13 protein-coding genes are annotated in these 12,702 nt (G+C 57.1%); 8 read left to right on the plus strand and 5 right to left on the minus strand.

Annotated features, from left to right (window positions below; all coding sequences use genetic code 11):
- Positions 1-283: 283 nt before the first annotated feature.
- Positions 284-616 carry an HIT domain-containing protein gene (locus tag GC165_19235; protein MBI1335003.1) on the minus strand — a complete coding sequence of 111 codons (333 nt, stop codon included), beginning with the start codon at positions 614-616 and terminating at the stop codon, positions 284-286.
- Between the two features lie 52 nt (positions 617-668).
- Here GC165_19235 and lpxK point away from each other — a divergent pair, with 52 nt between their 5' ends.
- Genes lpxK through ftsY form a run of 7 tightly spaced genes read left to right on the plus strand, consistent with a single transcriptional unit; the run spans position 669 to position 6,408 of the window.
- Positions 669-1,628: a tetraacyldisaccharide 4'-kinase gene (gene lpxK / locus GC165_19240; protein MBI1335004.1), complete on the plus strand. Its 960-nt coding sequence runs from the start codon at positions 669-671 to the stop codon at positions 1,626-1,628.
- Complete coding sequence (locus GC165_19245) at positions 1,604-2,509, plus strand: hypothetical protein (GenBank protein ID MBI1335005.1); 906 nt, start codon at positions 1,604-1,606, stop codon at positions 2,507-2,509. The genes lpxK and GC165_19245 overlap by 25 nt, the downstream gene beginning before the upstream one ends.
- Positions 2,314-3,414, plus strand: a complete 1,101-nt coding sequence (locus GC165_19250) for a hypothetical protein (GenBank protein ID MBI1335006.1) — start codon at positions 2,314-2,316, stop codon at positions 3,412-3,414. Before GC165_19245 ends, GC165_19250 begins: the two co-directional genes overlap by 196 nt.
- Positions 3,402-4,346, plus strand: a complete 945-nt coding sequence (locus tag GC165_19255; protein ID MBI1335007.1) for a lipopolysaccharide heptosyltransferase I — start codon at positions 3,402-3,404, stop codon at positions 4,344-4,346. The genes GC165_19250 and GC165_19255 overlap by 13 nt, the downstream gene beginning before the upstream one ends.
- Positions 4,343-4,786, plus strand: coding sequence for a D-glycero-beta-D-manno-heptose 1-phosphate adenylyltransferase (rfaE2, locus tag GC165_19260; protein MBI1335008.1), 444 nt, complete (start codon positions 4,343-4,345; stop codon positions 4,784-4,786). The genes GC165_19255 and rfaE2 overlap by 4 nt, the downstream gene beginning before the upstream one ends.
- Entirely contained in the window at positions 4,783-5,514 is a 732-nt protein-coding gene (locus GC165_19265) for a hypothetical protein (GenBank protein MBI1335009.1), read from the plus strand. Before rfaE2 ends, GC165_19265 begins: the two co-directional genes overlap by 4 nt.
- A 15-nt stretch (positions 5,515-5,529) precedes the next feature.
- Entirely contained in the window at positions 5,530-6,408 is an 879-nt protein-coding gene (gene ftsY, locus GC165_19270) for a signal recognition particle-docking protein FtsY (GenBank protein MBI1335010.1), read from the plus strand.
- 129 nt (positions 6,409-6,537) lie between these two features.
- Here ftsY and GC165_19275 read toward each other — a convergent pair whose 3' ends face one another.
- Both GC165_19275 and GC165_19280 read right to left on the minus strand, forming a co-directional pair.
- Complete coding sequence (locus GC165_19275; protein ID MBI1335011.1) at positions 6,538-7,323, minus strand: hypothetical protein; 786 nt, start codon at positions 7,321-7,323, stop codon at positions 6,538-6,540.
- A gap of 104 nt (positions 7,324-7,427) precedes the next feature.
- Positions 7,428-8,618: a tyrosine--tRNA ligase gene (locus GC165_19280; protein MBI1335012.1), complete on the minus strand. Its 1,191-nt coding sequence runs from the start codon at positions 8,616-8,618 to the stop codon at positions 7,428-7,430.
- A 53-nt stretch (positions 8,619-8,671) separates the two neighbouring features.
- On the opposite strand from GC165_19280, the gene GC165_19285 reads away from it, so the two are divergent.
- Positions 8,672-10,183 (plus strand): M20/M25/M40 family metallo-hydrolase, encoded by a 1,512-nt coding sequence (locus tag GC165_19285; protein ID MBI1335013.1) that lies wholly within the window; start codon positions 8,672-8,674, stop codon positions 10,181-10,183.
- Positions 10,184-10,228: 45 nt separating this feature from the next.
- Here GC165_19285 and gap read toward each other — a convergent pair whose 3' ends face one another.
- Both gap and GC165_19295 read right to left on the minus strand, forming a co-directional pair.
- The gene (gene gap, locus GC165_19290) at positions 10,229-11,239 is read right to left on the minus strand and encodes a type I glyceraldehyde-3-phosphate dehydrogenase (GenBank protein ID MBI1335014.1); all 1,011 of its coding nucleotides are present in this window, start codon (positions 11,237-11,239) and stop codon (positions 10,229-10,231) included.
- A gap of 9 nt (positions 11,240-11,248) precedes the next feature.
- Positions 11,249-12,688 (minus strand): MFS transporter, encoded by a 1,440-nt coding sequence (locus GC165_19295; protein MBI1335015.1) that lies wholly within the window; start codon positions 12,686-12,688, stop codon positions 11,249-11,251.
- Positions 12,689-12,702: the final 14 nt, after the last annotated feature.

Below are 12,702 nucleotides of genomic sequence, written 5' to 3' on the forward strand. Positions count from 1 at the left end.
CTCTGCACTCTGCACTCTGCACTCTGCACTCTGCACTCTGCACTCTGCACTCTGCACTCTGCACTCTGCACTCTGCACTCTGCACTCTGCACTCTGCACTCTGCACTCTGCACTCTGCACTCTGCACTCTGCACTCCGCACTCCGCACTCCGCACTCCGCACTCCGCACTCTGCACTCTGCACTCTGCACTCTGCACTCTGCACTCTGCACTCTGCACTCTAAGAAAAGGGTGCATCCTGACCTGCGTCAGGAGACAGGTGAGGGCCAGTCAGCTAAAGCTTATTACCCTGGCGGCCAAGCCATCTGTCGCCCACCCAACAAATGCGCATGCAGATGCGGCACGCTCTGCGAGCCGTCCGATCCTTGATTGATCACCAACCGATACCCGTTCGTCAGACCCTGCTGTTCAGCGATGATCTTCGCCGCGTTCAAAATCGCCAGATGATCCCCCTGCTCCGGCACGTCCGCCAACCCCGGAATCTCGCTCTTGGTAATGATAATCAGGTGAACCGGAGCCTGCGGCGCAATGTCCTTGATCGCAAAAACATGCTCGTCCTCATAGACGAAAGTAGCCGGAATCTCGCGGTTCAGAATCTTCGTGAAGATCGACGCCATCGCACTCCATGATATCCCGCAACCGCGTCTTGGGGTTCAATGACTAGGCCAGGTGACGATTCACGACGTTTGGTACGGAGATTCGATGGCGGCGCGGACCGTCCGCATCCTGCTGTACCCCCTCAGCCTGCTCTATGCCGGCGGATGGCAGATTTACCTCCTCATCTATCGCCTCGGAATCAAGACCGCCCAAAAGCCACAAAAGAAAATCCTTTGCATCGGCAACCTCGTCGCCGGAGGCACCGGTAAAACCCCAACCGTCGTCTTCATTGCCAACCTCCTACAAGAGCTCGGCTACACCGTCGTCATCGGCTGTAGCGGCTACGGTTCGCCCCGAGCCGAAGACGCCTCTGCCGCTCCCGAAGGCCCCCTAGACCCCGCTGAATGGGGCGACGAACCCGCCGAGATTCGCGAACTCTTGCCAGATATCCCGCTGATCGTCGGTCGCGCCCGCGTCATCGCAGCCAAAATCTGCGCCAAGCGCTACCCCGATGCCGTCCTCTTGATGGACGACGGCTTCCAGCATATGCCCCTCGCCAAGGACCGCTCGATCATCCTCGATCCGCCCACTTCCAATACCCTGACCTTTCCTGCCGGGCCCTACCGCGAATCACGCGCCAGCGGACGTCGACGCGCCAGCCTCGTCGTCCCCTCCGACGAATGGCGATTCGAATTCTCGCCCATCCGCTTCACCACCGCCGCCGGAACCGCTATTCCCGCCCCACCGAAAGCCCGAGTCCTCACCGCTGTCGGCCGACCCGATAACGTTCAGCGCAACCTCCAATCCGCCGGGGTCGAAATCGTCGAGTTCATCGCCCTTCCCGACCACGACAAGCTGGAATTCGACCTCGCCCAGCGGCCGCAGGACGTTCCCTGGATCGTCACTCGCAAGGATTGGGTCAAGCTTCGCTCACGTTGCACCAACGACTCAAACGTCGTCCTCGCCGAACGCCAAGCGTCCATCGAGCCGTCAGAAGAGTTGAAGAAATGGCTCAAAATAGTGTTGGGATGAATTTCAAGCCGCTGATCCACAAGCTCGGGCTCGGCGTTCTCACGCTCGGCGAAAAATGGTTTCGCATCCCCAACGTCACCAAGGCCGAACGGCGCGGCGCATTTCTCTCACGCACCGTCTGGCGGTTCGACAAAAAGCATCGCGAGCAGACCAAAGCCAACCTCATCCTCGCCTTTCCCGAGAAATCCGATTCCGAGCGCGCCGAAATCGCCGAGGGCATGGTCAACCACTTCGGCTACGTCGTAGCCGACTTCGTGCGCGGCTCCATCCGGACCGACGAGGAATACCTCTCTACCACCGCCGTCGAGGGCAAGGAGAACTTCGACCAAGCCATCGCCGAAGGCAAAGGCGTCCTGCTCGTTTCCGCCCACCTCGGCAACTGGGAGCGGTTCGGGCACTGGTTCGCCCTCAACAACGTCTCCGTTTCCGGCGTGGCCCGTGACGCCAACGACGACGAGATCACCCAGCGCGTCACCAAGATTCGCGGGGAACGCGGCGCGCGCATGCTCAGTCGTGGTAACGCTGCTCGAGAAATCCTCGTCCGACTCCGCAAGGGCGAGGCCATCTTCATCCTCCCCGACCAAAACGCCGACGACGCCTACATCCCCTTCTTCGGACATGTCGCAGGCACGGCCCTCGGCCCCGCCGTGCTTCATCTCAAGACGAAAGCGCCCATTCTGCCCGCTTGTATGCTCCGCACAGGCGCGGGAACGTATCGAATCGTGTTCCGAGAGCCCATGCACGCCAAAGTGGACGAGAAGGCCGAAGAATTGATGACGCGAGTCAACGCCGAAATCGAGGCGATGATCCGCATGGCCCCGGAACAGTATCTCTGGATGCACGACCGGTGGCGAAACGCCCGCCGAAAGGGTCTGCTTTGAAGGTCCTCCTGATCCGCTTCTCTGCCATCGGCGACTGCGTCATCGCGGGCCACGCCGTCAATGACCTTCGCTATACCTACCCCGACGCAGAGCTTTCGTGGGCCGTCGAGGACCGGTGCGCTGGCGTGATCTCCACCTCCCTGGTCCGCAAGCTGGTCCTCCCTCGTCGCAGGTGGCGCGCAAAAGGCGACCTCAAAACCCTCTTCGAGCAATATCGCTGGCTGACCAGTTTTCGCAAATTCGGCTTCGATTACGGCTTCGACCTCCAGGGCCATAGCAAGACGGCGTGGTGCCTTCGGCTCTCTGGCGCCAAAAAACGTCTGTCGGTCCACGGCACCGACGTCGTCGCCAATCGCCTGAATCCGGTTCTCGTTGACCCGCTGCTCGAAGAAGTCCATGCCGTCGAATCGAGCCGCCGCCTCGTCAATGCCCTCCTACCTATCGAGCATGTTCGGTCCGACTTCCTTCCCGGCTCGCCCCAGGTTCGGAACCCCCGATTAGTCACTCTCTGTATCGGCGCGGGGCACCCTCTCAAGGTGATTCCGCCCGAAACATTAGTTGCCGTGGGTCGAACGCTAGCATCCGAAGGCTTCGAGGTCGTCTATCTAGGCGGGCCGGAAGACCAACTGGACGCGCCGGCGGGTACAACCAATCTGGCGGAAAAAACGACCTTGGAGGAGTCCATCGACTGGGTGCGAAAGAGCGCGGTTCATATTGCCGGAGACACCGGCACGGGCCATATCGCCGCCGCCGTGGGCACTCCCTTGGTGTCCATTTGGGGACACATGCCGCTCGATCGCTACTATCCCTATGGCGAGGAAGTCACCGTCCTCAATGCGAATGGAATTCCCGCCGACGTTTCCGTGGCGGAAATCGTCCATGCCGCCAAGAGGTGGCTTCCCTGAACATCCTCATTGCGCGCCTTTCGTCTCTAGGCGACGTCGTCTGCACGCTCCCCGTGGCCGCCAGCTTGCGAACCTCCTTTCCCGAGTGCCACATCAAGTGGGTTGTCGATCCTCGCTTTGCCGGAATCCTTGAATGCTGTCCTGCCGTCGACGAAATCGTCACCTGCAAGCCTTCGTTTTCGCCGTCCTCGTTGCCGAGCTTCAAAGAGCCATTCGATCTCGCTCTAGACATGCAGGGCCTCAGCAAAAGCGCATTGGTCGTCGGACGGGCCCGCGCAGCCCGAAAGCTTGGCTACCATTGGCAACGCGAAATCGCCCCGTTCTATTCTCAGCGCGTCTTACCCGATCCATCCTCGCTCCACGTCGTGGACCAGTACGTCGATGTGATCCGGGCCGCTGGGGCCGAGGCGTCCAAGGCAGATTTCGGCTTGATCGCCCTCGACGACGATAGGGAGCGCATGAAAGCCCTTCTGTCCCAGCACGGTGTGACCGGTCCGTTTGTGGTCATGAATGCCGGTGCGGGCTGGGCCACCAAACGTTGGCCCCCGTCTCACTTTGCGACTCTCATCGAAATGCTCGCGTCCAAGGGCGTGCAGTCAGTGTTGATCGGAACCGACTCCGCCGCCGATGTCGCCGCCGCCTCAGAAGTCGTCGCCGCGTGCCCAACGCCGGTTGTAAATCTCCTGGGCAAAACCTCCATTCGCGAACTGGTGGCGTTGATCCACTTATCGAACGCTCACATCGGTGGAGACACCGGTAGCACTCACATCGCCGCCGCCCTCTCCGTACCCGCCATCGGCCTGTACTCCATCACCAAACCTTCCCGAACATGCCCCTATGGTCAAATCCACCGGTGCCACTACTCGGAAACGGGCCTCAGTGATATCATGCCTGGTGACGTCTACAAGACTGTCTGGGAGGCATTTGGATGACCATCGAAGAGTTACAAGCCAAGCGCGGCAAATCCGTAGTAGTGTTCACTAATGGCGTCTTCGATATTCTCCATGCTGGCCACGTCGACTATCTGGAAAAAGCGCGAGCATTGGGAGATTACTTAGTAGTAGCTTTGAATACTGATAGAAGCGTTTCGAGACTTAAGGGACCAACCAGACCAATCAATCACTTGGCCGATCGCGTGCGCGTGATCGGAGCCCTGCGGTGCGTTGATTGCGTGGTGACCTTCTCCGAAGACACCCCCGAACGGATTATCGCTGCGATCCGCCCCAATATCCATGTCAAGGGAGGCGACTACACGGTGGAATCCCTCCCCGAATCAAAGATCGTCCATAGTTACGGCGGAAAAGTCGTGATCTTTCCTCTCCTCGAGGGACGATCCTCCACCCGCGTTATCCAGAAACTAGACCGAGAATGAGCGTCTTCGACTACTCCAAGCGGCGATGGCTGTTCTGTATGACCCATCCCGACGATGAAATCTCCATCTGCCTGTGGATGAAGAAGCTGATCGACAATGGCAACGAAGTCTTCGTCTCTTGGACGCACTCCACCCCGGTGCGTGAGGCTGAATCTCGTAAGGTATCCGAACAATTAGGCATTCCTCAAGAAAACCTCTTCTTCCACCTCGCTTCTGACGGAATCATCTGCACCGAGTTTCGCGATCTCCTTCCCCGCTTCCGGGAGATCATGTCCACCGTCAAACCCGACGTCGTCGCCTGCGGCGCATTCGAGCAAGGCCATGTCGATCACGACACCACCAATGTCCTTGTGAACCTTTCTTTCGATGGACCCGTGCTCGAAATTCCCTTCTATCACACCTACGCCACGCGCTTACAGGTCATGAACGCCTTCTCAGACCCGACCGGTCAATCCGTCCTGCACCTAAGCTCCGACGAACAAAAACTCAAACGTCAAATCGCCAAGCTCTATCGTAGTCAAAACATTTGGTCGGTCCTACTTTGGTTTGAAATTTGGCAAGTCGCTCAAGGGCGGCGAATGACCCTCTCCAGCCGCGAGACCATGCGATTACAGCAGCACAAGCTATTTCGGCTCCCGAACCATCCAGCCCACGTAGCGGCACTAGTCGAGCGGTGTGACAAGTGGCACTGGTGGTGCGATCACGTCCTTCCGTACGTGCCCGGCTAGGTACCCTTTAGCAGTATGTTTCGCAAATTGATGGAGCGCGTGGACCGGATGATGGGTCGCGGCGTGATTGACGAAGAGTTTTACGAAGAACTCGAAGAAGCGCTCCTCCAGGCGGACACTAATATTCAGGTTGCCCACGAGATTCTCGAAGAGCTTCGAAAAGCCGTTCGCGAAGAGAAAATAACCGATGCGGCTGGCATGAAAGCTCGACTCCAAAAAGCCATCGGCGATCGCTTCCGCTCCCTAGAACCCGTCGGTCTCTCGGTCGCCGAAGAAGGGCCTACGGTCTACATGTTCGTTGGCGTCAACGGCGTCGGTAAAACCACCACTATCGCCAAGCTCGGGCACCTACTCGTCAATAAATTCAAGGTCAGCGTCCTCCTCGCGGCCGGTGACACCTTCCGTGCCGCCGCCATCGAACAGCTCGACACTTGGGCTAAGCGCATCGGAACCGATATCGTCAAATCCCAACCCGGAGCCGACTCTGCTACCGTCCTGTTCGACGCCATCACCGCCGCCAAAGCCCGCGGCACCCAATTCGTCCTTTGCGATACCGCTGGGCGACAGCATTCCAAATCTAACCTCATGGCCGAGCTGCAAAAAGTTCGCAAGGTCACCAACAAGGCTCTCGGACGCGATCCCGACGAAGTGCTATTAGTCATCGATGCTAATACCGGTCAAAATGCCATTCGTCAAGCCGAGGAGTTCACCAAAATCGCTGGAGTAACTGGTTTGATCCTCACCAAACTAGACGGTACCGCCCGCGGCGGCGCCCTCATCGGTGTCTACGACCGCCTCAAAGTCCCGATCAAGTTCATCGGCATAGGCGAAAAAGTCACCGACCTCAAAGACTTCAAACCCGACGAATTCGCCGAAGGTTTGTTCGACGACTAAGCCCGACTTATCGCGCAGACTCGGTTGCTACCTGAACGGCTTGAGGTCCGTTGCTCGGGACTAGAACTTCGAACTGACGGACTGACTTTCGTCCCAATTAATTAGTCAAATGCTCCATCTAGGTTTCATTTAGCCACTATGGTTAAGCCCTGCTTCAAATTGAGTTCTAAGTTTCAGAAATTTCCGTTCGAGAATGTCAATCTTGGCGCGGTCGCTACTAGGATCGAGTAGTGAAGTGCCTTTTGCGACTCCCAGATACTTGACCTTGTCATTGATCTGGATCTGTACCCAGGGCCAAAACTGTCGACACTCCACACTCGGCAATTCCGCAGATAGCTGAGCGTAATCTTCCATTCCATATTTGTGAGGCAAGGCTAGGTACCGCAGAGATTTGCACTTGCCAATTGGTGACAACCCGCCGGAAATTACCTTGACGTCGTTGAGATAGAGCTCCTCAAGATTGGGAAGGAACCGCAGGGGTTCCAAAGTTTCAAGAGTTATCTTATTCCACAAGCCCGCATCAATTTCTAGAACTCGCAGTGTGGTTAGAGCCGCAAGGGAATCCAGATTCCTGATCTTATTCGTGCTCTGAAGGGAAAGTACTTCAAGATTTGTGAGTTGGCCCACCGAGTCAAGGTTTGCCAACTTCGTGTTCCAAGTGATTTGAAGGCTTTTTAAGCGACCAAGTTTTTGAAGAGGCGAGAGATCTCCAATATGTATAGCCTTGAAGCGCAAGTCATCCACGTCGAGCCTTTCGCTTAGCCACTCCAAGTCGCTTTTCTTCGGGCGGTAAACAAAGGCAATACGCCCAGTGGTCTTCTTCGGAAGGTCCCTGAGCCTCATTGGATTTCCGTCCACAATGACCATGGCGTCTTCACCTGAGTCGAAGTGGACGTGCCTAAACGGATTGGGCATTCGGAATTGTCGATACGACGGACCAGGTGCAAGCATTTATTGCTGTTATTCCGCAGTTCCCCAATTTAGAGGATAAGCTCGAAGAAATCCGCGCTCAAAAGCACTCAGACCAACTTTCGAAACTGGTGCTTCCCTACTTTCAGAACGCACCCAACCAAGGCGTCCATCCCAATTCGCAGGTCCGAAACCTTTTCGCCATCCAAGGCAACGGCTCCCGCTCCAATTAGGGATTTAGCTTTCCCGTTAGACTCGGCCAAGCCCAAAGCCGCGATCAAAGCCGGAAGCGACACAAACCCCTCGATCACCAAATCCGCCGGAATTTCCGCCTCCTCCGCATCGGTCACAACCTTCCGCTGACTAAACGTCTCAATGAAGTAGCGCTCAGCCTCATCTGCCGCCTCAGAAGAATGGTACAAAGCCACGATCTCCTTCGCCAATCGAATTTTGGCATCCCGCGGATTCTTGCCCGGCCCCATCATTTCAGCGACCTCAGAAAGCGGCACATCCGTACACAGCTCGAACCAATTCGCAATGGTCTCGTCGGGAATCGACATCGTCTTGCCAAACATCGTGTTCGGCTCGTCCGTAACCGAGATGTAGTTCCCCAGCGACTGCGACATCTTCTCCTTGCCGTCAGTCCCCACCAGCAACGGGCACAAAACAACCGCCTGCGGCTCCAAGCCGTATTGCTCCATCAGGGTCCGCCCGACCAGGTTATTGAACTTCTGATCGTTCCCGCCGATCTCGATGTCGCTCTTGATCTCCACCGAATCCATGCCCTGACAAAGCGGATATAGAATCTCGTGCATGGCGATCGGCTCGTGGTTCTCAAACCGCTTTGTGAAGTCGTCACGCTCCATGATGCGCGCCACTGTGTACCGCGAGCACAAGCGAATCACATCCTCAAACGACATCTTGCCCAGCCAATCCTTGTTGTAGTAAATCTCGGTCCTTTCCGGGTCCAGAATTCGAAAGAACTGCTTCGAAACGGCATCGACGTTGGCCTGAACCTCTTCCCGGGTAAGCTGTTTACGGGTCTTGCTTTTGCCGCTCGGGTCGCCGATCTGCGCCGTAAAATCTCCGATGATCAGGCAGGCGATATGGCCGAGTTTCTGAAAATCGCGCAGCTTGCGGAGCACCACCGCCCAGCCAAGCGTGACGTCCTTGGCTGTCGGGTCCACACCGAGCTTGACTCGCAAGGTCCGACCAGCTTTGATGCGCTCTAAAATATCCGACTCGCCGATGATTTCGGTCGTGCCTCGCCGGATGATCTGAAGCTGTTCGTCTTGGGTCATTGGATCAATTTTACCGGGAACCCAAGCACCGGGATTTCCGGTAAAGTACCGGCATGAAACTCCATTATCCGATCACTCTTTTGATCGCTAGTGTGGCCTGTCTTTCCCAAGCCCAATTCTCAACCGGAATGCGAGCTGTTCCGGCTGATCTCAAGCCCGGATTCGACTCCATCATGACCCAAGATGGCAAGAATTTCCTCACCTTCCTCTCCGAAAAATGTGAAGGTCGCGGCACCGGTCAACCCGGCTTCCAAAAGGCGATGGACTACATGGCGGCCCACTTCAAAGAATATGGTCTCAAGCCGATCATGCCGGACGGAAGCTATTTCCAACTCGTAGACTTCTGGCGAACTGGCCCCGACCTCGGAGCCTCAAAACTTTCAAGCCCTCGCTACACCGCAACGACCAAGGAAATCGGCATCTCTCGCAATGGCACTTTAGATGCGTCGGGTGACGTCGTCTTCGTCTACGCAAAAGGCGACCTTGAACGACTCACCGACGAGGTCAAAGATGCAGTCAAGGACAAGATCGTGATCGCCAAAAACGACTCCTCCTTCAAGAATCTTGAAAACTACCTAATGGGTGCCGACGCCAAAACCGTTATCAGCATCGTCGACAAACTGCCCGAGGCGAACTGGAATGCCTCGCGCAACGAACCCTCACTCAGCTCAACTCTTGCCCGACTCGCAATCACGGAAAAGACTCTCCACAAGCTCATCGGCAAGGAAGACCTCGAAAAAATGAAAGCCATAATGTCCAGCCCGGTCCCGGCGGGCAACGTGGTCGTGACTCCGATCTCCGAGCAACTAACGGCAGGCTCCAAGTCCGTGGTCGAAAAGATCAAAGTCGGAAACGTGGTCGCCAAGCTGGAAGGTTCCGACCCCGCCCTGCGGGACGAATTCATAGGAGTCGGTGCCCACCTCGATCACCTCGGCAAACGAGGCGATGTCGTGTACCCGGGCGCGGATGACGACGGCTCCGGTACTACTGCCCTTCTGCAGATCGCAAAGGCCATGTCGATCAACCCCATCAAACCGAAACGCACGGTTATCTTTATGTCCTTCTACGGCGAAGAAATGGGCCTCCTCGGTTCGCGCACCTTCAGCGACAACCCGCCGATCGACCTGACCAAGATGATCGCCGAGTTACAAATGGACATGGTGGGCCGCAACTCGGTTGGCCCGCAAAACGGCGATCCCAACCGCGTCGATAAAGAGGAGGAAAACCGAGACACTATTCGTCTCGTCGGGTCAAAGCGCATCTCGACCGCCCTGGACAAGATCATTCAGGATCAAAACGAGTCGATCGGCTACCGATTCAAGTACGACGCCGAGGATGTGTACACGCGAAGCGACCACTACAACTTCGCTCGCAAAGGCATCCCCATCGCGTTCTTCTTCACCGGCTTCCACCCCGACTACCACAAGCCGACCGACACGATCGAGAAGATCAATTTCGACAAGATCGCCAACACAGCCAAACTCGTGTACCTGACGATCTTTAAGCTGGGCGACCACGAAGGCATGCTCCCGCACGACGTCGACCAAAGCGGTGGCGGTCTATAAAAGAAAACGGCCCGGAGCATTTGCTCCGGGCCGTTTCAGGCCAAGTTACAATCCGGCCTTAGCGACGAAATCGACGATGTCGGCGATTCGACAGCTATAGCCCCACTCGTTGTCGTACCAGCTCACGACCTTGGCCATGTTGCCAATCGTGATGGTGTCCAGCGCACTGAAGATCGAACTGTGCGTGTTGCCGCGCAGGTCGGTGGAAACCAGCGGCTCCTCCGTGTACTGCAAAATGCCTTTCATCGCACCTTCGGCGTACTCCTTCATGGCGGCGTTGATCTCGGCAACCGAGGCTTCCTTGTTCAGAACCGCGGTAAAGTCCACGACCGAGACGGTTGGAACCGGCACGCGGAAAGCCATACCCGTGAACTTGCCCACAAGCTCGGGAATGACCAGCCCAACCGCTCGCGCCGCGCCGGTCGAGGAAGGAACGATGTTCTGCGAAGCCGCGCGCGCATCGCGCAGGTCCTTCGAAGCCGTGTCCTGCGTTCTCTGCGAGTTGGTAAAAGCGTGAACGGTGGTGAGAAGCCCCTTGTCGATGCCGAACTTCTCATGAAGCACCTTGGCGACCGGAGCCAGGCCGTTGGTCGTACACGACGCATTCGAGATCACGTGGTGCTTGCTCGGATCGTACATTCCGTCGTTAACGCCCAGCACAACCGTGATGTCCTCGTTCTTCGCCGGAGCCGAGATGATGACCTTCTTGACGCCATGCTTGCGGTGATCGACCGCCTTCGTCGCGTCGGTGAAGAAACCGGTCGATTCGATGACGAGATCGACGCCTTCGCTGTCCCACGGAATCGAGCCCGGATCGCGCTCGGCGAAAACCTTGATGGACTTGCCGTTTACCGTGAACGAGCTATCGTCGTGGGAGACTTCGCCGTTGAAATTGCCGTAGGTCGAATCGTATTTCAGAAGGTGAGCATTGGTCTTGGTGTCGGTCAGGTCGTTGACTGCAACCACCTCGATCGAATCCGGGTGTCGTTCCAGGATCGTTCGTAGGGAGAGTCTTCCAATCCTTCCAAAACCGTTAATGCCGACGCGAACTGCCATGCGTGCAGTTTACTGCGTCGGAGAGTCGAGAGTCTCGTCGTTCCTCGTTTGCACCGTTTCTTCATACGGAATGATCGGCGAATCAAGTTCGGGCTCTGGTGGAGCCGTGGGCTCCTCTTCGTACGCCACCGCCACAGTATCGATCACCTCGGCGTCCGCGTCAGCCTCATACTCGTTGGGCAACGCCTCGCTGGACTTCGGCTCGTGCAGGATTTTCAAGCTTAGGGCCAGCCCGCCCAGCACACAAAGCGCGCAGCCCACAAACGGCGAGTAACGACCGAACGACGCTCCGAGACCAATCTGCTGACCGAGCGGCTGAAGCTTTTCGTACATCGTTGCACCGATGGGCGCGCCGATCATAGCCCCCACACCCTGAGCCGTCATGACCGCGCCAATGTTTGTGGCCCGCTTCTCGGGATTGATGTCGCTGACGCTCGCCATCCAGGCCGGAATCGTCAACAGGAACCCAATACCGATGGGCAGCCCGCCCAGCGCCAAAAACCACGGCGAACGCAGGAACGGTAGAAAGGCTCCGAGCGCAATCACACAGGTTCCCGCCGAACAAAGCGAGAGCCCGATGTGAACGGCCTTGACCTTGCCGAGCCGCTCGCCAACCTTGGCCATCGTCCCGCTCAGGCCTGCCATCGCTAACGCGCCAGGAAGGATCATGAAGCCGATCAGCGACTCGCTCATGTGGAATTCCTCGACCGGAAACAGCTTGAAAATCGTCAGCGGGAAGCCGATGCCCATGAAGGTCACGACGGCAAGAATCAGATACTCGGGAATCTGCTTCAGCGAGTCGACGAAGTCTTGGAATCCGCTCGAATGCTCGTCTTTGACCGGCGGCGTCTGATGCGCCACGCGTTGGCTGGCAAAAGCCGCTCCCGCAAACAGGACCGAGGCAAGGATAATGCCCGCGTAGCGCTTGCCGGAAAGGTCATTGACGATGCCCCCGAGCGGATAGGCGAGGGCAATCCCGATCATGTAGCAGGCGTTGAGGTAGCTCATCGCGTGCTGGCGTTCGTTGTCCTCGACCACGTCGTTCATCTGCGCGAAGGCCGCCGGCCACAGCATCGCCACCGCGATGCCGTCGAAGGCGCGCAGGACAATAAAGGCCAGCGTCTCGACTGGCGCGCCGTCCAAATGCGGCAAAAAGATACTGATGAGCGAGGTGAAGATGCTGATCGTCGGACCAAAAATCATCAGCTTTCGGGTGCCGAATTTGTCGGCGATGTGGCCAGTGATCGACTTGAAGACGGCCTCAAACAAGAGGAACGTCACCATGACCAAGCCGATGACCGAGGTTCCGAAATGCCGGTCCTCGGCAAGGTAGATCGGCATCGTCGATAGGTTCAGCGTCGCATATCCGATCTCGGCGAAGAGGGCGATGATGAGGATGTTTTGGACTGGCCTTTTCTGCCAGCACGGTTGCGTTTGAACCTGACTCATCTTCCCTCCTTCTT

It is taken from the genome of Armatimonadota bacterium (assembly GCA_016125185.1).
In the GTDB taxonomy this organism is placed as follows: domain Bacteria; phylum Armatimonadota; class Fimbriimonadia; order Fimbriimonadales; family Fimbriimonadaceae; genus Fimbriimonas.

Coding starts and splice junctions, on each gene's coding strand:
- GC165_19235 (MBI1335003.1), bottom strand. CDS start 616: ATGGCGTCGATCTTCACGAAGATTCTGAACCGCGAGATTCCGGCTACT.
- GC165_19245 (MBI1335005.1), top strand. CDS start 1,604: ATGGCTCAAAATAGTGTTGGGATGAATTTCAAGCCGCTGATCCACAAG.
- rfaE2 (MBI1335008.1), top strand. CDS start 4,343: ATGACCATCGAAGAGTTACAAGCCAAGCGCGGCAAATCCGTAGTAGTG.
- GC165_19265 (MBI1335009.1), top strand. CDS start 4,783: ATGAGCGTCTTCGACTACTCCAAGCGGCGATGGCTGTTCTGTATGACC.
- ftsY (MBI1335010.1), top strand. CDS start 5,530: ATGTTTCGCAAATTGATGGAGCGCGTGGACCGGATGATGGGTCGCGGC.
- GC165_19275 (MBI1335011.1), bottom strand. CDS start 7,323: ATGCCCAATCCGTTTAGGCACGTCCACTTCGACTCAGGTGAAGACGCC.
- GC165_19280 (MBI1335012.1), bottom strand. CDS start 8,618: ATGACCCAAGACGAACAGCTTCAGATCATCCGGCGAGGCACGACCGAA.
- GC165_19285 (MBI1335013.1), top strand. CDS start 8,672: ATGAAACTCCATTATCCGATCACTCTTTTGATCGCTAGTGTGGCCTGT.
- gap (MBI1335014.1), bottom strand. CDS start 11,239: ATGGCAGTTCGCGTCGGCATTAACGGTTTTGGAAGGATTGGAAGACTC.
- GC165_19295 (MBI1335015.1), bottom strand. CDS start 12,688: ATGAGTCAGGTTCAAACGCAACCGTGCTGGCAGAAAAGGCCAGTCCAA.